Source organism: Bacillus mesophilus (assembly GCF_011008845.1).
GTDB lineage: Bacteria > Bacillota > Bacilli > Bacillales > SA4 > Bacillus_BS > Bacillus_BS mesophilus.
On the sequence record NZ_JAAIWM010000005.1, the window covers coordinates 143,966 to 165,962 of the forward strand.

A 21,997-nucleotide genomic window follows, 5' to 3' on the forward strand; every position below is an offset into this window, starting at 1 on the left:
GATTGATAAAGAATATTCCCTATCGGTTTAGTAAAAAATAACATAAAGTAGGTACATAGAATAGGGGTAAAGAGATGGAAACGTTAAAAGAACTTGCTGTTGTTTTAGGTAGAATACTTACTATTTTACCACTTGTATTATTCATGACTTTATATATGGGAAGAAGATCAATAGGACAGCTTCCTGTTTTTGATTTTTTAGCGATTATTACTCTAGGTGCAGTCGTTGGGGCAGACATTGCTGACCCCAATATTGAGCATATTCATACAGCCTTTGCTGTCATTGTGATTGCCATTTTCCAAAAGCTAATTGCTCGCCTAAAAATTCACAATCGAAAAATTGGTAGAAAACTAACACTAGAACCTGTCGTTGTCATACAGGATGGTACGTTTATTATAAAAAATATAAACCGCATTCAATACTCGATTGATAATATCTTAACGATGCTCCGAGAAAAGGATGTTTTTGATATACAAGAAGTACATCTTGCCATTGTTGAGGGCAGTGGAAACTTATCAGTGCTAAAAAAGGCACCTCATACCACCGTTACGAGAAAAGACCTTCAGATTAGTGACCCTAACGTCTCCATTGGGTATCCAGTAATTGTTGAAGGAAAGTTGTATGAAACGGTTTTACACGAATTCTCATTAAATGAACAGTGGTTAATGAAGGAGATGAAGAGTAAAGGTATTCATAGGGTAGAAGATGTGTTTTTTGCCTCTATTAATAGAGAGCAGCAATTAATGATTACTGAAAAACAGCAGAATCTATCTACTCCTCAGTTATTTCATTAGGGAGAAATTAAATTGTAATTAAAAAAGCTGAGGAGCAAATGCCTGTCCTCAGCTCTTATATTATTTTTTAAACGCCCATCCAAGCAGCATTTCACGAATGATTTTGCTCGCTGTATTGGCTGTTTGTTCAGAAGGATCATAGATTGGAGCTACTTCTACTAAGTCAGAACCCACTACATTCACATCAGAATGTGCAATTTCGTGGATGGAAGCTAGAAGCTCTTTTGATGTAATTCCTCCCGCATCAACAGTGCCCGTTCCTGGTGCATGTGCTGGGTCTAGAACATCAATGTCGATCGTTACATATACAGGACGTCCTGCAAGCTTCGGAAGTACTTCTTTTAAAGGCTGATGAACATCAAACTTCGAAATATGCATTCCTACTTGCTTAGCCCATTCAAACTCTTCTTTCATACCTGAACGAATACCAAATGAAAATACATTTTCTGGTCCAATCAACTCTGCTGCCTTACGAATTGGAGTAGAGTGAGAAAGTGGTTCTCCCTCATAATGCTCACGTAAGTCAGTGTGTGCATCCATGTGGATGATTGCTAAGTCAGGGTATTTTTTGTACATTGCCTTAATAACTGGCCATGAAACTAAATGCTCCCCACCCATACCAAGTGGATATTTCCCTTCAGCTAGCACTTTATCAACGAACTCTTCAATCATATCTAGGCTCTTTTGAGGATTACCAAAAGGAAGCGGAATATCTCCAGCATCAAAATAGTTGATTTCCTCAAGTTCACGGTCTAAATAAGCACTATATTCCTCTAGACCGATTGAAACTTCACGAATACGTGTAGGTCCAAAACGAGAGCCTGGACGGAATGAAACAGTCCAATCCATTGGCATTCCGTATAGTACGACACTGCTCTCTTCAAAATTCTGATGACTCTTTATAAAAACATTGCCTGAATAGGCTTCATCAAATCGCATCTATAATCCTCCTTACAACGGCTGGTAACGTTACTTCGTTAAATCACTTACAAACTTCGGTAATACGAAAGCTGCTTTATGCAATTCTTTTGTGTAATATTTTGTATCAATTTCATGGAAACGGTCTTCTGTTACTTCTAGAGGATCATATTTCTTTGACCCCATTGTGAACGTCCACATTCCACTAGGATACGTTGGAATATTTGCAATGTAAAGACGTGTTAACGGGAAGATTTCACGTACATCACGCTGTACATTTCTAATTAAATCTGGAGTAAACCAAGGGTTGTCCGATTGTGCAACGAAAATACCGTCTTCCTTTAACGCTCTAGAGATTCCAGCATAGAACCCTTTTGTGAAAAGATTAACTGCTGGTCCAACTGGCTCAGTTGAGTCAACCATGATTACATCATACTCGTTTTCACTTTCGGCAATATGCATAAAGCCATCACCAACTTGTACATCGACACGTGGATCTTCAAGCATACCAGCAATTTCAGGTAAAAACTTTTTAGAGTACTCAATAACCTTGCCATCAATATCAACAAGTGTTGCTTTTTTCACACTTGGGTGCTTTAATACCTCACGAATTACTCCTCCGTCTCCTCCACCAACAACTAATACGTTTTCTGGATTTGGATGTGTGAATAAAGGAATGTGAGCAACCATTTCATGATAAACAAATTCATCTTTTTGAGTTGTCATAACCATTCCGTCTAGTAAAAGCATGTTGCCAAACTCTTCCGTTTCAACCATATCTAATTTTTGAAACTCCGTTTGTTCCGTATGTAAGGTTTGTTTAATCTTCATTGTAATCCCAAAATTCTCTGTCTGCTTCTCAGTAAACCATAAACCCATTTTCAGTCACACCTTTCTAATATATCCCTTTAGCAGTTGCTAAATCTCACTATGTTATCGTACCCGTTTCAAACAAATAAAAACCATATAATAACCCTTTATATGTAAAGTTAACCATTGCTGTAAAAATATTCAGCAAATCAAAGTATAGAGTAATCTACTAAAAATGCAAGCATAAATTTGTGACATTTCCTCGACCGATCAACAAGCACAAAACCACATCACCACATTAAAGCAGTGGGGGCCAGGCCCCCACTGCTTTAATGTGTTAAATTATCTGATTCTAGTTTAATTAGCAGGTTTAAAATGTATGTTTTTTCTCAATACTGTTAGAATCATTGTTTTTATTTTTGTTTAAGAAGTTATGAAAATGTATCATTCGTGGATAACATAGCCAAGTGCATAGTAATCTGGCTCCAGTGCCAAGCCCCTCGAGGGAAAAAGAAATACACTTTTTCCTTGGTCAAATAACCCTTGAAGAGCAAAAGGGAAAGAACACCCTTTTGCTCTTCAAGGAACATTTGCTATGCCTGAGGCTAACCGGGGCACTTGCGCCTTTTGTGCTTGACTTTGTAATTATGGTAGGTAGGTGATTATGTTGGAGGTCATCACTAATAGACGTTTAAGACAGACGTTGAAATATGTTCGTGCAGCTATATTTATTGGATTGTTTCTATTAATCTTAGGATTCGTTGGGATGCTAGGAATCCTTCTGTATGCGAAGATTGAAGGACCACCACCACTTGCGGTTCCACAGTCTACTATTTATTATGGAGCGGACGGAACGGTCATTGGGGAAAGCCATCAAGGACAGACTCGCTATTGGGTGCCCCTTGAAGAAATTTCACCTCACTTAGTAAATGCGACTATATCAATTGAAGATAAACGTTTTTATGATCATCAAGGCTTTGATTATTTTAGAATTGCTGGAGCTGCTATTGCAGATATAAAGGCGATGGCCAAGGTACAGGGTGCGAGTACGATCTCTCAGCAGTATGCCAGAAACCTATTTTTAGAGCATGATAAAACGTGGAAACGTAAAATTACAGAGGCATTATATACACTTAGACTTGAGATGAACTATACGAAAACTCAGATCATCGAAGGCTATTTAAATACAATCTACTATGGACATGGTGCTTATGGTATTGAAGCTGCTGCTAATTTCTATTTTAATAAGCACGCGAAGGATTTGAGTCTCAGTGAGGCTACTATGCTAGCAGGAATTCCAAAAGGCCCAAGTCATTATTCACCGATTGAGCACTTAGAGAATGCCAAAAGCCGTCAAAAGGTCATTGTCGATTCCATGGTTGAAAATAACCTGTTAAATGAGGGACAAGCGAAGGAAATAGTAGATGAGCCGCTAAGCTTTTACGGAAAGTTTGACATAAAAAATCAAGATATTGCTCCCTATTTTCAGGATGCAGTCAAAGAAGTTATTCGTTCAATAACAGGTATCACTGATCGTACCATCCAAATGGGAGGACTAAAGGTATACACAACAGTAGACCCTGAGTTGCAAGCTATTGCTGAATCTAAAATGGAAAATATAATCAGTCCTGATTCTGAGATTCAGGCAGCTGTTATTGTCCAACATCCTTCAACAGGAGAAGTTAAAGCCTTAATAGGGGGAAGAAATTATACTGAAAGTCAGTTTAATCGAGCCATTCAAGCAAAAAGACAACCCGGTTCATCATTTAAACCATTTTTATACTATACAGCAATCGAGCAAGGCTTTACTCCTTCAACCACACTAAAAAGTGAATATACCACCTTCCAGTATGGAAAAGGTACCTATTCGCCTAGTAACTATAACGGCTATTACGCTAATGACAATATTACTTTGTCGCAAGCGATTGCCTTGTCAGATAACGTTTTTGCTGTTAAAACACACTTATCACTTGGTAAGCAGGCACTTGTAGACACAAGTAAAAGACTAGGGATTTCCGGTAATCTACCAGAGGTTCCATCATTAGCTTTAGGTACGTCGACTGTCCGTATGAGTGATATGGTAAATGCTTATGGAATACTAGCAAACGGTGGGAAGAAAATTGAGCCTACCTTTATTAGAAGAATTGAAAATCATCATGGTGAAGTGATTTATCAAAGTAAGCGTCATACAGAACAAGTGCTTGATCGAGACGCTGCCTTCGTAACCACTCATATGATGACAGGTATGTTCGATGAAAAATTAAATGATTATACAAAGGTAACTGGTCGAACCATTAGTGACCAATTAACGAGAATCTACGCAGGTAAATCTGGTACAACTAGTACAGATAGCTGGATGATTGGCTATTCACCAAAGCTTGTTACAGGTGTTTGGGTAGGCTATGACCGTGATTTCACTCTTGACCTAGCAGCTGAAAAAACATACGCAAAAGAAATATGGGCGTCGATTATGGAGGAAGCACTGAAGGACGAACCCGTGCATGCCTTTAAGCCACCATCTGGTGTTGTAGGAGTCTATGTAAATCCCGATAATGGTATGTTGGCAACAGAAACATGTCCAGTTGTTAGATTAACCTATTATGTAAAAGGCTCAGAGCCGACTGAATATTGTCAGGATCACCTGCCTCATCAGTATGAAGAAGTACCCATTTTGATTGAGGATGAGGGAAAAGAGAAACCAGGTCTAATCAAAAAAATTATGAACTGGTTTACACCATAAAATCAAAAAACCGTAGGGGAAAATTCCCCTACGGTTTTTTGTGTCCTAGTTTTACAGTGTGTTAAGACTGTAGAATAAGTTTACTTTTTTTCACAAAAAAGCTCAATCAAAAATGAAAACGTTCATTAAAATGTCATAATATGATGATTTTCCACTTATTTCGCTTGTAAATCTTCCTTTAATTGATCAACAGAGCGCTCCCACATGCCTTTATCATGCTTTTGTAAAAACTCTGCTAGGATTTTTTTCGATCTATCTTCCATATGATCAACGATAATCTTTCTCTTAAGAGATTTATCCATATTATTTACATGCTCAGGTAATAGTTTATAGCCTCGACGTGCTTCACGATCAACTGTCATCTCACAAGCTGTCACACCTGCATAATAAGGGCCCGCTGGTGTTCTTTCAATCGTTACCCAAACTAACCAATACAGCTTTCCATTAGGTACTTTGTCACGATCAGGAAGGAATTTAATCCCTTTCTCTACTACACTTCTTGCATGCATAGCACCAATATCAACAAACGCTTCACCTTCCTCAGGGTCAACGAAAACAGGTGAGATATTGTCCAAGCTAAGTGCACCACCTGCACCAAAGCCCCCATGACCGTCGGTAGGATCATTTTTTATAATATTAAAACCGATTGATTTCTTCTTTTTTTCCTGTTCCATGGTTTCGACCTCCTCTATGTGTTCATTTTACCGAATTCACCCATTCATATTCAACAATGTGAGGACAAACAGAGATAAAGTATCAAAAACAAACGGAATCACTGTATTGAAGATAGGAGAAATCGTGTATTGATCCAAAGGTGTAATGACAAGAATTAAGAAAATAATAATTCCATATTGCTCGTATTGTGTAAGTCTCGCTCTAATATTGTTCGGAGCTAGATCCTCTAAGATTCGGTAACCATCAAGTGGCGGGAAAGGAAGTAAGTTAAAAATAAACAAAGCAATATTAATTGAGATAAAGACATTGAAAAATTCATATACAAGCTGTTCAGTATCGGCTGAAAAGGTACCATAAATTCCAAGCTTAATTAATCCAAACCAAATCAATAACGCCAAAAATGCTAGTATTAAATTGCTTAATGGTCCCGCAATGGAAACCAATACACCAGCAAGCCTTGGATTTTTAAAGAAAAAGCGATTCACCGGTACTGGCTTTGCCCACCCAAATCCTAAAATAAAAAGAGCAATCGTACCAATTGGATCTAAATGCTTTAGAGGAGAAAGAGTTAATCGCCCTTGCTTCTGTGCAGTAGGGTCCCCAAATTTAAAAGCAACATAGGCATGAGCAAATTCATGAAGAGTAAATGCAATCAATAGCGTGATAATAAAAAAGATAATTGTTTGTAAATCTAAGCTCTGAAACGGGAGTAGCTCCATAAAGTTCTCCTTTTCCTCTTAATCATGTATTCTTCCATTATTATACTATAATATAGTCCTCAAACCTTTAAAAATATGTCAACAAACGTATTAACGCATCGGAGGTCATTCCTCCGATGCGTTGAAAATAAAACAGAGCAGCCAGCTATACGTATAGCCAACAAAATCTCAAAGTCTATTAATTTACTTGTTCTTTTAAGGACTGAATATATTGATAGGCTTCTTCCACTTCTTCGTCGGTATAACGTTGCTTGCTCTTAAGTGTAAAAACTTTTTCTTTTACTTCTTCTTTATCGAGTCCTTCGAAGTATAATACAGTTGATACAAGCTCTAAGAAACGTGAGCTTTGGTCATTCATATTTTTCATGCAGCCCTTTAATGCTGGCATGGAATAGTCATTTTGGCTTAAGAATTGCTCTCCTATTTCTGTTAACGCATAACGATATTGGAAATAGCCGCCCTTCTTTTCTTTCATCTCTTCTAGGAAACCCAAATTACATAGTTCCTCAATTCGTAATGTTAACTCTTCAGAATAAGGGCCGTAAAAGTGAAAATCATAACGCTCATAAAAGGGGAATTGAAGTTTCTTTCCAATGAACACCATTTTTTGCAGCTTTTTTCGGCCAATAATTTCCCCTGCCTCAGCAAATACCTTCATTACTTTAACATGATCCTTTAACAAACCACCAACACTCCCTACCCCGTAATTATCTATATCCGTATCTTCTAGAGGATGTTCAAAAACTCCGGTGAAAATGACGCATCGAATTTCTTCGTTGGCTTGCTTTTTCGTTCCTCTCGTATAAATTTCATACGCTCCGGTACTCAAAGCTTCACCGCCTCGAACTTCTCGGTCCTTTTCATCCTCCTTTTTGAACACATCTCCTAGTACGGTTTCTTTAAGATCTCTAAAATCTGTTCTTTTACCTTACGTTTACTCGAAAAGTCCTCTATGATGTCCTGTGGAAAATATAGTTTATGATCTGTACGTCGTTTGCCAGAAATCGCCTCAACAATTTCAGATTCACGTGATAGTTCACGTAGTTCCCCGTTTGGCATTTGAAGATGAATTGGTAAACGTTCTTCCTCTTCACCAGGTCGGTAGAAATCATATGGTAAATCTGAAGACGAATCTAAAACTAAGTAATAATCTGGATCAATTCCCGCTTTTTTGAACAACTGAATAAGCTCCAACCACTGTTGCATTTGAAGATGGGGATTAAACTCAACATATTGAAATAAATTCCGGTCCACAAAACGATGACATAAATCAGAAAGAACTGTATCTTCCTCTTCCATCCATGCCTGAAAATAATACAGAATAATAGACTCATCCAGTTTTAAGTAATCTTCTACGGTAATTTGATCATTATATAAGGAGTAGAAATGCTTAGGTTCTGTCTTAAATAAATAGCCATCCTTATATAGATGCTTGGCACGATGTAAAATCTTAGTTAAGATCACTTCTGCACTTCTGGATACAGGGTGAAAATAAACCTGCCAATACATTTGATAGCGGCTCATAATATAGTCTTCAACCGCATGCATTCCACTTTTTTTAATAACAACCTGGTCTTCTCTTGGTCTCATCACACGTAATATTCTTTCCATATCAAAATGCCCATAGCTAACACCTGTAAAATAGGCATCTCTTTGCAAATAATCCATTCGATCTGCATCGATTTGGCTAGAAATCAAACTAACCACTAGCTTATTTTCGTATGTTTTAGCAATAACCTCGGCAACCTTCTTTGGAAAATCAGCACCCATTTGAAGAAGTACTTTATTTATTCCGGTATTTCCTAATATAATTGCCCTAGTGAATTCTTCGTGATCAAGATGAAACACCTTTTCAAAAGCATGTGAAAAAGGACCATGTCCCAAATCATGTAATAAAGCGGCACACAGACTTAATAAACGCTCATTTTGATCCCACTGAGGGCGCTCATAGAATACATCATCGATGATTCGGCGAATAATTTCATACACACCTAATGAATGATTAAATCGACTATGTTCCGCTCCATGGAAGGTTAAGTAGGTTGTCCCTAGTTGTCTAATACGTCGAAGCCTTTGAAATTCAGGGGTACCAATTAGATCCCAAATTAATTTATCACGTACATGGATATAGCGGTGGACAGGGTCCTTAAATACTTTTTCTTCACTCAATTTACCGTTGGGATACGACATTCTTTACCCCCAAATTGTTATTTTTGTATTTTCTCATTATAGCTTCTTTCTTTCGATAAAAAAACCCGAGTTTTGACATTTTATCCTGCTTAAATTTGACATTACAGTCGAAAAATCTGATTACATAAGCTTTATCCTTTTGTTAATACATGTAAAAAATTTTTTCTATCAAAAAAAGCCCCATCTATTCTGTAGATGAGACAACTAGTATAAATCAGCCACTTTTTCCTCTTGAAATGAATCCTGCTGATTAATAACTTCTTTTAATTTACCCCTATTTTCTTCAAGCTGTTCTTTCAGCCATTTATAGTAAACCTCTAGCGATTCTTTATTTTCAGGGTCATCTAAAAACTGCCTTAAAATCTCATTATATCCTTCTTCATTTAATTCAAGTGAGTTACCTGCTTCTAATTGAAGTTTGTCTATTTCCTTTAGTAGATCCCCATCAATGATTTCATTTTGGAGCTGACCGAATTGAAGAAGCTCGTTAAACATTTCAGGAAGCATTCCCAATAACTCCTTTGCTTTCTCTGGATCAACAACTGTCTCTACGTCCTCTTCGGCACTGCTTTTCAATTGTCCCTCATTAAATTCAGCTGGTTGACCATGTCCTAAATCCTCTTCTACAAGATCAGACTGCTGAAAAAACCAGCCAATAACACCAAGCTCCACTAAAATTAATACTAATAGAATCCTTTTAATCATGATGTATTCACCTCAGTAATAAGCTTGACCATAAATTGCCACCGACATACAGCAAAATACAAGTTGACCATACTAGACTCTTATATATGGTGCAGAGCTATTTAAACGTATTTTGTTTGTCTTTTTATCTAGTTAAATTTCATAATTGTCCGTTCCATTGCGCTCCAGACACTTGCTTTCCGCGGGGAGGAAGTCGAGCCTCCTCACTAGAAAAGTGAAAGTGCCCCGGTCAGCTCCGACAAGCAAATGTTCCTTCTTGAAAAAAAGGGTGGTTTTCCCTTTTATTCTAGAAGGGTTATTTGACCTCGAGGAGCTGGGCACTGCAACTAGACAAGCTTCGCCTGCGGGGTCTCCGCCCTTTCCTCTATTTCCCGCGCTTGCACAGGATGTGCTGACCTCTTCGTTTGCCACAGGACGTGGCAGCTTTTAGTAGAGAGTCCTTACATTAGTGTCTTCCGCTCCATTTCACTACTGTTTACTAAATTAAATTGCATCCCTATTTCAAAACAGCAAAATCAAAAAACCCCTGTAATCTCATACAAGAGTTCTAAGTAGTTATTTTTTTATCTTACCTTCTATTTTCACAATCAATTCGTCTTCATTGGGAGCTGACAATGGGCGATTATTGACAAAAGCGAAGGATTTCTTTCTTCCTGGTCCACAATATGACTGACATCCTATATCAATGGTCGCTTCCGGATCTACCTTTTTCAATCGGGGCACCAATGTTTTTATATTCGTCGCTTGACAATCATCACATATACGAAATTCGTTTGCCATATAAGCAATCCTTTCTCTCTCAAATCACTATACGGTATTTTACCCTCTTCGAATTTACTTTGCAAGTCACTGCCTTTATAGAGGATGTTCAAAAAGTCAGGGAAAAATAGCTGTCGGATTTCTTCGTTGGCTTGAGTTTCCGCTCCTCATGTATAAAGTGTACAGGAACTTCTGCTAAAGTCATGCACGTCCTGTGCATAACGCAGAAGTCAGCACATCCTGTACAAGCCCGGTGCTCAACTCTTCGCCGCCTCGAACTTCTCGGCTATTTTTTTCCTCCTTTTTGAACTGGCTCTTATAGCAAAAGTATGAATCTACTATCCTTATAAAAAATTTGGTATAAACCGAAACGAACCTGTCCATACTGTAAGTAACAAAGACATGGGATAAGGTTTAAGACACAGACTTATCTCCATTTTAATAAAAATATTAAAAACATAGATAGGAAGTGTATAAGATGAAAGTAAGACAAGATGCTTGGTCTGACGAAAATGATTTACTATTAGCAGAGACCGTATTAAGACATGTTAGAGAAGGAAGTACCCAGCTAAACGCTTTTGAGGAGGTAGGCGATATACTTAACCGAACGGCTTCCGCTTGTGGGTTCCGTTGGAATGCAGTGGTACGAGAGCAATATGAAAAGTCTCTAGCACTAGCGAAGAAACAACGTAAGCAGCTGCTCCGCTCAATCGGCCAAGGCAAGCCTGCTAAAAAGCAGTTACTTTACACTCCGCCAGAGCCTTCTATTGAAGAACCTACTAATATCGTAACAAATGACTTCCCAACTACTAGTTTACCAACTACCCAAGTTAAGGAGTCTGCAGCACTGACATTAGAAGAGGTTATTCAATTTTTATCTAGCTTAAGAGGTAATCGTTATAACTTGTCAATGACACAGCATGAAAACGAATCATTCCGTCATGAAAATGAGCAACTCGCTCGTAAAAATGAAGATTTGGAGCGCCAGGTTTTAAAACTAGAAAAAGAATTCAAAACAATTGAAGAAGATTATCAAACCCTCATGCAGATTATGAACCGTGCAAGAAAGCTAGCTTTATTTGAAGATGAGGATCGCCCTTCTACCAAATTTAAGATGGACCGTAACGGAAACCTGGAAAAGTTAGCAGAATAATAACACAGCAGCCTCATTGAACAGCCTCTACCCTTCAACTGAAGGAGCCGTTCACCAAAAGGCTGCTGTTTTTCCATTTTGAGAAGCAACCTATGCTATAATATAGAATCGGAAATGTAGTGAAGGAGATTAAAATCATGTCACAACTAGATTCGTTGCTTACTCAACCATACTGGAGAATTATTGACCATTCTACTTTAGGTTCCTTGTTTGAAGCCAAACAATCCTTTGCAGTGGATGATACGTTATGTGCCTCCGTTGGGAGCGCTACCTCTCCACCCACTTTGCGATCATGGGTGCACCAAAAAACGGTTGTGTTAGGTATTCAAGATACAAAATTACCTAACTTAATGGAAGCTGTTGCTTATCTAAACTCGGAAGGCTACCATGTGATTGTCAGAAACTCTGGAGGACTTGCTGTTGTACTAGATCAAGAAGTATTAAATCTATCACTCATTTTCCCCGATTATGAAAAGGGTATTGATATTAATCGTGGATATGATACAATGGTAGATTTGATAACAAATGTACTCTCAGATTATGACACTTCCTTTGAAGCAGGAGAAATTGTAGGCTCTTATTGTCCAGGTAGCTATGACCTCAGTATAAACGGTAAAAAGTTTGCAGGTATTTCACAACGCAGACTTCGCGGTGGAATTGCCGTTCAAATATATCTATGTGTTGCTGAAAGTGGCTCTCAACGAGCAGAAATTATTAAACAGTTCTATGAAATTGGAAAGGGAACAACAGAAACTAAAATAAACTTTCCAACCATCGTACCAACCACAATGGCCTCTTTATCAGAGCTGCTAAATCATACATTAACCATCCCAACCATTATGTTTTCTGTCCTTTCTACTCTTAAAAAGCTTGGAGGACACCTCGAGACATCACAACTCACACAGGAAGAGCTTATTCTCTATGAGGAAAACATGAAAAGAATGGTAGATCGAAATAAAAAAGCACTTGAAAGCTAATCTAAGCTTCCAAGTGCTTCTTTAATTTGGAGAACATTCTAGAATAAAGACTGAGCCGCCGTAATGAGTGCTAGCTTATAAACATCTTCCTCATTACACCCTCTTGATAAGTCATTTACTGGTTTATTTAACCCTTGTAAAATAGGTCCAATCGCTTCAAACTTGCCAAGTCGTTGTGCAATCTTATATCCGATATTCCCTGCTTCTAGGCTTGGGAAAATAAACACATTGGCATCTCCTTTAATAGGAGAATCTGGAGCCTTTTTAGCAGCTACCGACGGGACAAAGGCAGCGTCAAATTGGAACTCTCCATCCACAAGTAAATCTGGCTGAATTTCCTTTGCTAATCTAGTAGCCACCACTACCCTCTCAGTCTCTGGAGAAACTGCCGAACCTTTCGTTGAGAAGCTTAGCATCGCTACTCTAGGTTCCATACCAAATAATCTTGCAGTTCTAGCACTCTCAACAGCAATTTCCGCTAAATCCTGACTACTCGGGGAAATATTAATCGCACAATCCGCAAAAACATACTTTTCTTCTTCTCTTACCATGATAAACACACCCGATGTTTTCTTGACACCCTGCTTTGTTTTAATTAATTGTAAAGCAGGTCTAACCGTTTCGGCTGTTGAATGAGCAGCACCACTAACCAATCCGTGTGCTTTCTCCATATAAACGAGCATCGTGCCAAAGTAATTTTCATCTAATAAGATTTTCTTAGCATCTTCCACTGTAGACTTTCCATTTCGTCGATCCACAAATGCTTGTGCCATTTCATCAATATCTTCATATGTATTCGGATTAATTAACTTCACACCTTCTAGTGTGACGCTAATCGAATCTGCCTTCGCTTTAATCTTTTCTTCATCGCCGATAAGAATTGGAGTAAGTAACCCTTCTTTTGCTAATCGACTAGTGGCTGCTAAAATACGCTCGTCTGTTCCTTCAGGAAAAACCAGTGTTAAATTCTTTCCTTGTAACGATTCTTTGATTGATGAAAATAAACTCACAAAAACAATCCTCCCTCAAGCTCTGTTAAAATTATGTATTCCAATATTTTGTTATTCATACCTAACTATAATTCCCAAATATACCATTTGTAATCTTCAAGATGTCACAAAATCGTTAATAATCGTCATGGGTTAGCAGACGTTGTTGTTGGTCAAACTATGATATAGTAGAATCGTACATAGTATAGTCAAGCTTCGTTACTAATTAACTCTGTTAAGTTAAGACATGATGTTGATTTTCGTTACAGGGCACTCGTTTCCCACAGGGTCTCGTTTCCTGCACTACAATCAACATGCTAAGAAATCAATATCTTTCTTTAACAGACCTTATTACCGTTAATCTTATCATTTCAAAGGAGTGTTATAAATGAGTGAAGCAGCAAAAACATTAGATGGCTGGTATTCCCTACATATTCTTCGTTCAATCGATTGGACAGTTTGGAAGACGTTAACTGAGGAAGAAAGAAATTCAATTATTTCGGAGTTTCAAGGTTTATTAGAAAAATGGAGTGTAGCAGAAGCTAACAAGGCTGGAAGCCAAGCTTTATATACAGTGGTTGGGCAAAAGGCAGACTTTATCCTAATGCTACTACGTCCTACTTTAGAAGAACTTGAAGAGATGGAATTAGAATTTAATAAAACGATGTTGGCTGATTATACAATCCCTACATACTCATATGTTTCAGTGGTTGAGCTTAGTAACTACCTTCCTGCTGGAGAAAATCCATATGAAAATCCTGAAATTTTAGCTAGACTATATCCAACATTACCTAAAGCAAAACATATTTGCTTCTACCCAATGGATAAGCGCCGTCAAGGTGACGACAATTGGTACATGCTTTCTATGGAAGATCGTCGTAACATGATGAGAAAACATGGAATGATTGGTCGCCAATATGCTGGTAAGGTAAAACAAATCATAACAGGTTCTGTAGGTTTAGACGATTTCGAATGGGGCGTTACATTATTCTCCGACGATGTCCTTCAGTTTAAGAAGCTTGTATATGAAATGAGATTTGATGAAGTAAGTGCTAGATTCGGTGAATTCGGATCATTCTTCGTAGGAAATATCCTACCGTCAGAAAAGCTTCCTCAATTTCTTAAGCTGTAGAAGCATTTACAAAGACAACCTAGTATATATTTAACCAAGAACTTCTTACTTTTAAGTAAGGAGTTTTTTTGTCATATTCTTTTTTACCGCTACATAGTATCAAGTAGCGGTTTCATAAGTCCTTTTACTTATGTTTTAGTGTGCACCATTTTCATTTTCCGCCCATATCCTAGTAATGCTTTTAGTGCATGAATGAGGAGTGAGAAAATGGCTGTTGTTGCTCATACTGAGGAAGATGTAAAGCTGTTAGCAAGATTAATGCGTGCCGAGGCTGAAGGTGATGGGAAGCTTGGAATGTTAATGGTTGGGAATACTGGAGTAAATCGTACACGTTCGGCTTGCCTAGATTTCAAAAAAATCACTGACATTCGCAAAATGGTGTATCAAAGTCCAGGCGGTTTTGAAGCAACTCAAAAAGGTTATTTTTACCAGCGGCCGAGAGATCAAGAAATTGAACTCGCTCGTAAGGTGTTAGCAGGACAACGACATCACCCTGCAGAGTTTGCCCTATGGTTTTTTAGACCAGAGGGGAATTGTCCACAGCAATGGTATAACCAATGGAATACAGGAAGATATAAATCTCACTGTTTCTATAAGCCAACTGCTGAAGATTGTCCCGCTGTTTATAGCTAAAATTATTTGAGAATAGGGAGGTTTTTTCATGTCTCAAAAATATTCACAAACAAATCCTTATGCGTATTACGGAAATCAGGTTCCTGGCTACAGCAATCAACCTGTGTATGGTGGAGCAGGCGCAGCTTTCAATCCTTCTGCACAATCGGGTGGTCTAATTTTCCAGCCAGGTTTACCAAATACAGGTATTCCTAATCCTGCACAGTTTGTTCCCGGTATGCTGCCATTAGAAGAATCGTATATCGAAAATATATTACGTTTAAATAAAGGAAAGCTTGCAAAAGTGTACATGACATTTGGAGATAATGTACAAAAGAATTTCGTAGGAATTGTAGAAGCAGCTGGGCGTGACCATATTATTTTAAGTGACCCACAAACAGGCATGAGATACTTACTATTAATGGTTTACCTAGACTATGTAACATTTGATGAGGAATTAAACTATGAATATCCAGGATTCACTGGTGCTACAGCAGCCCCAGGAATGACACCTTTAACGGCTTATCCTCCAAGATGATGCTAGGTGTTTGATCCGGTTGGGTCATTTAACATAGCACAACAAAGCGGAAGGGTGCTTATTACCCTTCCGCTCTTTTTGTATGTCTCTATTGGAAAACTACTCGAACCTTTTATATTTACAAATACCTCATTGCCCCTACACCCACTAATACCCAAGCAATTAGAAATGCTAGTCCGCCTAGAGGAGTAATGGGACCAAAAAACTTGATTCCAGTCGTACTCAGTGCATACAAGCTACCTGAGAAAAATAGGATTCCAATGAACATAAACCAGCCAGCATATGTAAAGGTCGTGGCATTTGGAAACTTTCCTATCAATATAGCTATAATGATTAGACCAAGGGCATGAAACATGTGATACAACACTCCGGTCTTCCAAACCTCCAACATTCTCTCTGAAACCTTACCTTCTAGACCATGAGCTCCAAAAGCCCCTAACGCTACAGCGATAAATGCATTTAAACTTCCAAGCAAAATAAATAACTTCATGATTTTCACCTATTCCTCAAATCTTTTCCTTCATCATAATAGATTTTAGTAAAAAAACCAACGCATACACACCTTATGATAAAATAGAAAAGCGTAAGTGCCCTGTTATTAGACATAAAATAGTCACGAAAGGAAGAGCGCTATTGAATCATTATTGTATTCAACCGATCAGCGATGATGGTTTACTTATTCAATTCTCAGCTGAAACTAATCTAGAGCTTCTCCCTCATATACACTCCTTAACTGATCATTTATTAGAACAAGACATTGTTGGGATAAAGGACATTGTACCTGCCTTTGATTCCATTGCTATTTTTTATGATCCCATTCAATACTCCTACCATGATTTAGTGTTAGAACTTAAACCAATGCTTCAGTTTACTAATCAGCAACAACAACGAGAACCAAATCTACTTCAGATTCCAGTTTGCTATGACACCTCTTTAGGGTTAGATATTGAGGAGGTTGCCAAACAGCATTCTTTGACAGTTGATGAAGTCATTGATATACATAGCAATGCCACATATACCGTAGCTATTATGGGCTTTTTACCAGGATTCCCTTACATCACTGGGTTGCCAGAACAGCTTTGGACAGCTCGAAAATCAACACCGAGAACTTATGTACCTAAAGGAGCAGTAGGAATCGGAGGAACTTATACTGGCATATATTCACTGCCATCTCCAGGTGGTTGGAACATCATTGGGCAAACACCCCTGACTTTATTTAATCACAAGAAGGATCATCCTTTTTTACTTCAGCCAGGTGACCGAGTTTCCTTTACCCCTATAACGAAAACAGAATTTGAACGATTTTTATAGAGGAGGATAAAAATGAAGCAGATTGATATTAATTGTGATTTAGGAGAAGGTTTTGGACTTTACAAAATGGGACAAGATGATGAGTTGCTCAGCTATATTTCTTCAGCTAATATTGCGTGTGGCTTTCACGCAGGTGATCCGAACATCATGAATGATACAATCCTTTTGGCGAAACAAAAGGGTGTAAGTGTCGGGGCCCACCCAGCCTTTAATGATTTATATGGATTTGGTCGTCGCCCCTTTCAACTTAGTGCAGATGAAATAAAGAATCTCATGCTATACCAGCTAGGTGCAATCAAAGCATTCTGCCTCGCTCATGAGGTGCCACTTGTTCATGTTAAACCCCACGGTGCACTATATAATATTGCGGCAAAAGAACCGTATGTTGCACATGCTATTGTTGAAGCTGTAAAACGTTTTGACCCAGCCTTGATAATTTATGGATTAGCCAATAGTGAGCTTATTCATGCCTGTATTGAAGCAAACGTACCGTATGCCATTGAAGCTTTTATAGATCGTACCTATCAGGATGATGGTTCCTTAACACCAAGACAAATGGAAGGCTCGACTTTGCATTCTATTGAGGAATCTATTGAACAAGCTCTTTCTATCGTACTTAAACAAGAGGTTACGACGGTTACGGGTTTAACCATTCCGCTTGAGGTAGATACACTATGCATACATGGAGACCATGATGGTGCAGCTGACTTAGCTATAGCACTACGCAATGAGCTTACTAAACATAAGGTCCTCGTAAAGTCATTAGAGGTAAAAAAATGAGTAAGGCTATCATTACAATTAAGAAACCAGGCTTAGCCACTAGCATTCAGGATGGTGGACGCTATGGATATCAGCGATTCGGGGTGGTTTCATCCGGAGCCATGGATCGTTACGCCCTTAACTGGGCAAATGCTTTGGTGGGTAATCCTTTAAACGCTGCGTGTTTAGAAATTTGTTTGGTTGGGCCAAGTCTTGTATTTCATGAAGATGTTTCGTTTTCCATTTGTGGTGCTAATCTCTCGCCACATCTTAATGGACAACTACTTCAAGGCTGGCGAACTTACAAAGCGAAGGCTGGCGAGCAATTATCATTTGGCAGACAGGTTGATGGCAATTATGCTTATTTGGCGGTAAAAGGTGGCCTAGAAAGTGAAGTGGTTATGGGTAGTCAGTCTACGTATACAAAAGCAGAACTAGGAACAGCTATTACAGAGGGGTTAACGATTTGGGGAAATCCACAGACTTTACCTAGAAACCGAGGTCTTATTACGGAAGAAATACCTAAATACGAAGATCATGTTCACGTTCATTACATTCCAGGGCCTCATCAATCGTATATCAAAGAGGATTCCATTCAACACTTTGAGGAACAGTCTTTTTTACTTCAACAGGGTGATCGAATGGGATTCCGCTTAAAAGGAACGAAGCCAATTGAAACCAAAAACTATGAAAATCTCTCATCAAATCCAATACCTTTAGGTGGAATCCAACTACCACCAGATGGAAATCCAATCATTTTGTTGGCTGACAGACAAACAACTGGTGGTTATCCCCGAATTGGGACAGTGATATCGACTGATCTCTCTAAAATCGTTCAGCTCTCGATGGGAAAAGGAACCATAGGATTTACTGCTATTGCAATTGAAGAGGCACAACTTCTTTTCAAGCAAAAACACCTAAAAATGAAACTGTATACACATATATAATCCCCCTCATTTTCAAAGGGGGATTTTTCTTAGGCTTATCTAATTTGCAAATAGATTTGAAGTGCTTCTCTCATATCCTGCAAGCTTTGATTGTCTTCAACGTGAAGATCATAATGATCACCGTCAAGCCTACCTTCAAAATGCTTAAAGCCTTGTGTTTTTAGGAAGTCATTTACATCTGTTATATCTTCAGACTGTGTTAGCAGGACCTTGTGTCCAACAAACTCTCCATTTACATACACATCATAGCGATCATGGTTCATCTTTGTATCTAATTCACCAATACCACCTGTGAGGATTACAGTGTTATTAGGAGTACGGTTTGAGAAAGTACTATACATTAAACGTCACCTCCCATTTTCATTCCGTACTCTCATTTTCTCCTTAGCTAATTGAATTATAGATGGTAATTTTTCACCCATGAATAGCTTAAATCAAAAATCAAACAAAGAATCACCATTTGCTTCATCATCTGTTTGTATGTTTTTTTTAGGTTCTTTTAGTAAAGAATGAGGAGTGGATGTATCTATTTTGGGGGTACTCTTCATTGGTTCTTGCAACACTAAATCACATAAGGATCGAATCACCAATAGATGATCTCGAACCTTTGCAGGATCCTCTGTTAGAGCAAGTTTTAATTCTTGGTCCATTTTCTCTACTATTTGTTTTACTGAAACATTCATATGTACTCACAACCTTACTTTATAATCTATGTTATCGTATCTTATATAAAAATAATTATCAATGAACTTGGAGGCACTAACATGAGGAAAACTTGGTGGAAAGAAGCAGTTGTATATCAAGTCTATTGGCGCAGTTTTTATGATACCGATGGGGATGGCTATGGAGATTTAAATGGTGTGATTGCAAAGCTTGATTACATAAAAGAGCTCGGTGTAGATGTGATATGGTTAAACCCTTGTTATGAATCACCTGATAAAGATAACGGTTATGACATTTCTGATTATTATGGAGTGATGGAAAAGGCAGGTAATCTTGAAATATGGGAGCGCCTATTAAAAGAGGTTCATCAACGTGATATGAAGTTAATTATGGATCTTGTTGTGAATCATACTTCTGATCAGCACCATTGGTTTAAAGAATCTAGATCATCTAAAGATCATCCAAAACGTGATTGGTATATCTGGAAGGAACCTGTTAAAGGGAAGGAGCCAAATAACTGGAGATCATACTTTTCTCCATCTACTTGGGAATATGATGAAACAACAGACCAATATTATTTTCACTCCTTTGCCGTGGAGCAGCCTGATTTAAATTGGAAAAACGGAGAGGTTCGAGAAGAGATTTACAAAATGATGCGCTATTGGCTTGATAAAGGAATTGATGGATTCCGTATGGATGTTGTGAATCTGCTAGCTAAAATTGAGGGTTTTCCTAATGCCGAGAAGCCAGAAAAAATTGATTACTTAGGTAATAACCCTGGCATTCATGAGTACCTTCAAGAAATGAACGAGAAGGTCCTTCGTCATTATGATATTTTTACAGTTGGTGAAATTCCATTTGTTACTCCAGAGGATGGCGTTCTCTATGTAGGTGAAGATCGTAATGAACTACATACGCTCTTTCACTTCCAGGTTGCTGACGATATGCCAACTTGGGATATGCTAAGGTATAAGGATATTCAAAAAACATGGTATGAAGGTCTTTGGGGAAAAGGCTGGAATTCACAGTTTTTAAATAACCATGACCACACTAGACAGGTAACACGCTATGGAAATGACGAAGAATATCGCGTCGAGTCTGCTAAGCTTTTAGCAACAATGGTACACACCATGCCTGGAATGCCTTATATTTTTCAAGGTGAAGAAATTGGGATGACAGGTGTACGCTTTTCTACTATAGAGGATTATAACGATATTGCAATGAAAAATAAGTATAAAGAGGAAGTAGCAAAAGGCAGAGATCCACAAGAGGTCTTTGAAAGCTTACTGCCATTGAGCCGCGATAACTCTCGTACACCGATGCAGTGGAACGATTCAGAACAGGCCGGTTTTACAGACGGAAATCCATGGATAAAAGTAAATCCAAATTACAAAAGCATTAACGTAGAAGCAGCTCTAAAAGATCCAAATTCAGTTTTTTATTATTATAAAAAGCTTATACAGCTTCGAAAAGATCATCCAGTCATGGTTTATGGAAGTTTTACTGACTATTCAACAGGTCATGAAACCATTTATGCTTATACAAGAGAACTTGAGGACAAGCAGTGGCTGATTGTCTTAAATCACTCTGATCAACATGAAAAATTTTCTATTCCTGACATTATTTCTGATAAAAAATTAGAACCAATTCTACACAATTATGATACGATTACTATGGATAATAAAAGCATTGAATTACGACCACATGAAGCCGTAATTTTTGACTTGCAGTAAAAGGAGAATTCTATGAGATCTTTTCTAGAAGCAGCAAAACTTGTCGTTTTTGACTTAGACGGAACTTTATATGAGGATACTGATCATTTCGATTATTATGCAGAGCTTTTAAAGCAGGAGGTAACTCCTAATGAACAAGCTTCCTATCAACAAGATTATGAAGAAATGAAGGCTGGCAAGCATATCGTTCAAATTGGTAAAGCATATGACGTGGAAAATGATTATGTATTAACATTGGATCCCATGACATTAAAGATCACCGAGGTTTACAAATGGGATGGTCAACAAATCAGCCAAGATGAAATCGACCGGCTTTACCAAAAACCTTTGCAATTTAACTTTGAAGATATGATCGCGATTGGTGATGGATGGTGGCTTCCATTTGTCGCAGCCAAGCATTATGGTGTGAAAGACACATACACAAGCTATAACAAAACGAAGGAATATATGGTAACAGAGAATTTTGAACTTACTAAAACTCCTGGGTTAAAAAATGGCTTGGTCGAACTTAAGGAATCCAAAAAGCTTGTGCTTTGTACAAATAGTGATATTGATGATGTAGGAAGACTGTTAAAAGAGCTAGAGCTGGATACTATTTTTGAACATATTCTACCTTCTTCTATGAAGCCAACCAACACGGAAAGCCACTTTAAGAAGCTTCTAGAACAATACGAATGCCAGCCTCATGAGGTTGTATCAATAGGAGATAATTTTATAAATGAAATTGCTCCAGCATTAAAGCTTGGTATGAGAGCTGTCTACATACATCCAACACATGAGAGCGAAGATCAAGAGCAATTAATGGTCGTTCCTACTTTGGCTAACGTTTGGTCATAATGGCTAAAAGGCGTAAGCGCCCCGGTAAGTTGGCAG

Annotated in this window: 24 protein-coding genes; 12 read left to right on the forward strand and 12 right to left on the reverse strand. The window is 38.2% G+C overall.

What is annotated here, in order from left to right; genetic code table 11:
- The first annotated feature begins 74 nt into the window (after positions 1-74).
- Complete coding sequence (locus G4D63_RS14655; RefSeq protein WP_163180427.1) at positions 75-794, forward strand: DUF421 domain-containing protein; 720 nt, start codon at positions 75-77, stop codon at positions 792-794.
- Between the two features lie 60 nt (positions 795-854).
- Here the strand turns inward: G4D63_RS14655 and speB are convergent, their stop codons facing one another.
- The gene (speB, locus tag G4D63_RS14660; RefSeq protein WP_163180428.1) at positions 855-1,733 is read right to left on the reverse strand and encodes an agmatinase; all 879 of its coding nucleotides are present in this window, start codon (positions 1,731-1,733) and stop codon (positions 855-857) included.
- Between the two features lie 30 nt (positions 1,734-1,763).
- Complete coding sequence (gene speE, locus G4D63_RS14665) at positions 1,764-2,591, reverse strand: spermidine synthase (protein ID WP_163180429.1); 828 nt, start codon at positions 2,589-2,591, stop codon at positions 1,764-1,766.
- A gap of 598 nt (positions 2,592-3,189) precedes the next feature.
- On the opposite strand from speE, the gene G4D63_RS14670 reads away from it, so the two are divergent.
- The gene (locus tag G4D63_RS14670) at positions 3,190-5,262 is read left to right on the forward strand and encodes a transglycosylase domain-containing protein (RefSeq protein ID WP_420837825.1); all 2,073 of its coding nucleotides are present in this window, start codon (positions 3,190-3,192) and stop codon (positions 5,260-5,262) included.
- A 155-nt stretch (positions 5,263-5,417) separates the two neighbouring features.
- Here G4D63_RS14670 and G4D63_RS14675 read toward each other — a convergent pair whose 3' ends face one another.
- From G4D63_RS14675 to G4D63_RS14700, 6 genes are all read right to left on the reverse strand, one after another.
- Complete coding sequence (locus tag G4D63_RS14675; protein ID WP_163180431.1) at positions 5,418-5,936, reverse strand: YwhD family protein; 519 nt, start codon at positions 5,934-5,936, stop codon at positions 5,418-5,420.
- 36 nt (positions 5,937-5,972) lie between these two features.
- The gene (locus G4D63_RS14680; RefSeq protein WP_163180432.1) at positions 5,973-6,656 is read right to left on the reverse strand and encodes a site-2 protease family protein; all 684 of its coding nucleotides are present in this window, start codon (positions 6,654-6,656) and stop codon (positions 5,973-5,975) included.
- Positions 6,657-6,834: 178 nt separating this feature from the next.
- Positions 6,835-7,338 (reverse strand): YwgA family protein, encoded by a 504-nt coding sequence (locus G4D63_RS14685; protein WP_163180624.1) that lies wholly within the window; start codon positions 7,336-7,338, stop codon positions 6,835-6,837.
- 203 nt (positions 7,339-7,541) lie between these two features.
- A complete protein-coding gene (locus tag G4D63_RS14690) occupies positions 7,542-8,846 on the reverse strand; it encodes an HD domain-containing protein (RefSeq protein ID WP_163180433.1) in 1,305 nt (434 codons plus the stop codon).
- A 204-nt stretch (positions 8,847-9,050) separates the two neighbouring features.
- The gene (locus tag G4D63_RS14695; RefSeq protein WP_163180434.1) at positions 9,051-9,551 is read right to left on the reverse strand and encodes a hypothetical protein; all 501 of its coding nucleotides are present in this window, start codon (positions 9,549-9,551) and stop codon (positions 9,051-9,053) included.
- Between the two features lie 555 nt (positions 9,552-10,106).
- Positions 10,107-10,331 carry a YuzB family protein gene (locus G4D63_RS14700; protein ID WP_163180435.1) on the reverse strand — a complete coding sequence of 75 codons (225 nt, stop codon included), beginning with the start codon at positions 10,329-10,331 and terminating at the stop codon, positions 10,107-10,109.
- Between the two features lie 457 nt (positions 10,332-10,788).
- Here G4D63_RS14700 and G4D63_RS14705 point away from each other — a divergent pair, with 457 nt between their 5' ends.
- Together G4D63_RS14705 and lipL are read left to right on the forward strand one after the other, a co-directional pair.
- On the forward strand, positions 10,789-11,463 hold the full coding sequence (locus G4D63_RS14705) for an RsfA family transcriptional regulator (protein WP_163180436.1): 675 nt from the start codon (positions 10,789-10,791) through the stop codon (positions 11,461-11,463).
- A 137-nt stretch (positions 11,464-11,600) separates the two neighbouring features.
- Positions 11,601-12,440 carry an octanoyl-[GcvH]:protein N-octanoyltransferase gene (lipL, locus tag G4D63_RS14710; RefSeq protein WP_163180437.1) on the forward strand — a complete coding sequence of 280 codons (840 nt, stop codon included), beginning with the start codon at positions 11,601-11,603 and terminating at the stop codon, positions 12,438-12,440.
- A 38-nt stretch (positions 12,441-12,478) separates the two neighbouring features.
- Here the strand turns inward: lipL and pta are convergent, their stop codons facing one another.
- Positions 12,479-13,450 carry a phosphate acetyltransferase gene (gene pta / locus G4D63_RS14715; RefSeq protein ID WP_204559152.1) on the reverse strand — a complete coding sequence of 324 codons (972 nt, stop codon included), beginning with the start codon at positions 13,448-13,450 and terminating at the stop codon, positions 12,479-12,481.
- A 367-nt stretch (positions 13,451-13,817) separates the two neighbouring features.
- Between pta and hemQ the strand changes: the two genes are divergently transcribed.
- The 3 genes from hemQ to gerQ all read left to right on the forward strand — a co-directional run bounded on the left by hemQ (position 13,818) and on the right by gerQ (position 15,711).
- Complete coding sequence (gene hemQ, locus G4D63_RS14720; protein WP_163180438.1) at positions 13,818-14,561, forward strand: hydrogen peroxide-dependent heme synthase; 744 nt, start codon at positions 13,818-13,820, stop codon at positions 14,559-14,561.
- 207 nt (positions 14,562-14,768) lie between these two features.
- Positions 14,769-15,194, forward strand: a complete 426-nt coding sequence (locus tag G4D63_RS14725; protein WP_163180439.1) for a cell wall hydrolase — start codon at positions 14,769-14,771, stop codon at positions 15,192-15,194.
- A gap of 28 nt (positions 15,195-15,222) precedes the next feature.
- Positions 15,223-15,711: a spore coat protein GerQ gene (gerQ, locus tag G4D63_RS14730; RefSeq protein WP_163180440.1), complete on the forward strand. Its 489-nt coding sequence runs from the start codon at positions 15,223-15,225 to the stop codon at positions 15,709-15,711.
- A 118-nt stretch (positions 15,712-15,829) separates the two neighbouring features.
- Here the strand turns inward: gerQ and G4D63_RS14735 are convergent, their stop codons facing one another.
- On the reverse strand, positions 15,830-16,201 hold the full coding sequence (locus G4D63_RS14735; protein WP_163180441.1) for a DUF423 domain-containing protein: 372 nt from the start codon (positions 16,199-16,201) through the stop codon (positions 15,830-15,832).
- Positions 16,202-16,344: 143 nt separating this feature from the next.
- On the opposite strand from G4D63_RS14735, the gene pxpB reads away from it, so the two are divergent.
- The 3 genes from pxpB to G4D63_RS14750 are packed head-to-tail and all read left to right on the forward strand — an operon-like array spanning position 16,345 to position 18,728.
- Complete coding sequence (pxpB, locus tag G4D63_RS14740; protein WP_163180442.1) at positions 16,345-17,022, forward strand: 5-oxoprolinase subunit PxpB; 678 nt, start codon at positions 16,345-16,347, stop codon at positions 17,020-17,022.
- A gap of 12 nt (positions 17,023-17,034) precedes the next feature.
- A complete protein-coding gene (locus G4D63_RS14745) occupies positions 17,035-17,802 on the forward strand; it encodes a 5-oxoprolinase subunit PxpA (protein WP_163180443.1) in 768 nt (255 codons plus the stop codon).
- Positions 17,799-18,728 (forward strand): 5-oxoprolinase subunit C family protein, encoded by a 930-nt coding sequence (locus G4D63_RS14750; RefSeq protein WP_163180444.1) that lies wholly within the window; start codon positions 17,799-17,801, stop codon positions 18,726-18,728. Before G4D63_RS14745 ends, G4D63_RS14750 begins: the two co-directional genes overlap by 4 nt.
- 35 nt (positions 18,729-18,763) lie before the next feature.
- On the opposite strand, the gene G4D63_RS14755 is transcribed toward G4D63_RS14750, so the two are convergent.
- Together G4D63_RS14755 and G4D63_RS14760 are read right to left on the reverse strand one after the other, a co-directional pair.
- Positions 18,764-19,069, reverse strand: a complete 306-nt coding sequence (locus tag G4D63_RS14755; RefSeq protein ID WP_163180445.1) for a hypothetical protein — start codon at positions 19,067-19,069, stop codon at positions 18,764-18,766.
- 93 nt (positions 19,070-19,162) lie between these two features.
- Positions 19,163-19,411 carry a YwdI family protein gene (locus G4D63_RS14760; RefSeq protein ID WP_163180446.1) on the reverse strand — a complete coding sequence of 83 codons (249 nt, stop codon included), beginning with the start codon at positions 19,409-19,411 and terminating at the stop codon, positions 19,163-19,165.
- Between the two features lie 81 nt (positions 19,412-19,492).
- Between G4D63_RS14760 and G4D63_RS14765 the strand changes: the two genes are divergently transcribed.
- A complete protein-coding gene (locus G4D63_RS14765) occupies positions 19,493-21,124 on the forward strand; it encodes a glycoside hydrolase family 13 protein (protein ID WP_163180447.1) in 1,632 nt (543 codons plus the stop codon).
- Positions 21,125-21,136: 12 nt separating this feature from the next.
- Entirely contained in the window at positions 21,137-21,961 is an 825-nt protein-coding gene (locus G4D63_RS14770; protein WP_163180448.1) for an HAD family hydrolase, read from the forward strand.
- The last annotated feature ends 36 nt before the right edge of the window (positions 21,962-21,997 follow it).

Excerpts from the sequence above, each read along its gene's own strand:
- G4D63_RS14655 (WP_163180427.1), top strand. The coding sequence starts at position 75 with ATGGAAACGTTAAAAGAACTTGCTGTTGTTTTAGGTAGAATACTTACT.
- speB (WP_163180428.1), bottom strand. The coding sequence starts at position 1,733 with ATGCGATTTGATGAAGCCTATTCAGGCAATGTTTTTATAAAGAGTCAT.
- speE (WP_163180429.1), bottom strand. The coding sequence starts at position 2,591 with ATGGGTTTATGGTTTACTGAGAAGCAGACAGAGAATTTTGGGATTACA.
- G4D63_RS14675 (WP_163180431.1), bottom strand. The coding sequence starts at position 5,936 with ATGGAACAGGAAAAAAAGAAGAAATCAATCGGTTTTAATATTATAAAA.
- G4D63_RS14680 (WP_163180432.1), bottom strand. The coding sequence starts at position 6,656 with ATGGAGCTACTCCCGTTTCAGAGCTTAGATTTACAAACAATTATCTTT.
- G4D63_RS14690 (WP_163180433.1), bottom strand. The coding sequence starts at position 8,846 with ATGTCGTATCCCAACGGTAAATTGAGTGAAGAAAAAGTATTTAAGGAC.
- G4D63_RS14695 (WP_163180434.1), bottom strand. The coding sequence starts at position 9,551 with ATGATTAAAAGGATTCTATTAGTATTAATTTTAGTGGAGCTTGGTGTT.
- G4D63_RS14700 (WP_163180435.1), bottom strand. The coding sequence starts at position 10,331 with ATGGCAAACGAATTTCGTATATGTGATGATTGTCAAGCGACGAATATA.
- G4D63_RS14705 (WP_163180436.1), top strand. The coding sequence starts at position 10,789 with ATGAAAGTAAGACAAGATGCTTGGTCTGACGAAAATGATTTACTATTA.
- lipL (WP_163180437.1), top strand. The coding sequence starts at position 11,601 with ATGTCACAACTAGATTCGTTGCTTACTCAACCATACTGGAGAATTATT.
- hemQ (WP_163180438.1), top strand. The coding sequence starts at position 13,818 with ATGAGTGAAGCAGCAAAAACATTAGATGGCTGGTATTCCCTACATATT.
- G4D63_RS14725 (WP_163180439.1), top strand. The coding sequence starts at position 14,769 with ATGGCTGTTGTTGCTCATACTGAGGAAGATGTAAAGCTGTTAGCAAGA.
- gerQ (WP_163180440.1), top strand. The coding sequence starts at position 15,223 with ATGTCTCAAAAATATTCACAAACAAATCCTTATGCGTATTACGGAAAT.
- G4D63_RS14735 (WP_163180441.1), bottom strand. The coding sequence starts at position 16,201 with ATGAAGTTATTTATTTTGCTTGGAAGTTTAAATGCATTTATCGCTGTA.
- G4D63_RS14745 (WP_163180443.1), top strand. The coding sequence starts at position 17,035 with ATGAAGCAGATTGATATTAATTGTGATTTAGGAGAAGGTTTTGGACTT.
- G4D63_RS14750 (WP_163180444.1), top strand. The coding sequence starts at position 17,799 with ATGAGTAAGGCTATCATTACAATTAAGAAACCAGGCTTAGCCACTAGC.
- G4D63_RS14755 (WP_163180445.1), bottom strand. The coding sequence starts at position 19,069 with ATGTATAGTACTTTCTCAAACCGTACTCCTAATAACACTGTAATCCTC.
- G4D63_RS14760 (WP_163180446.1), bottom strand. The coding sequence starts at position 19,411 with ATGAATGTTTCAGTAAAACAAATAGTAGAGAAAATGGACCAAGAATTA.
- G4D63_RS14765 (WP_163180447.1), top strand. The coding sequence starts at position 19,493 with ATGAGGAAAACTTGGTGGAAAGAAGCAGTTGTATATCAAGTCTATTGG.
- G4D63_RS14770 (WP_163180448.1), top strand. The coding sequence starts at position 21,137 with ATGAGATCTTTTCTAGAAGCAGCAAAACTTGTCGTTTTTGACTTAGAC.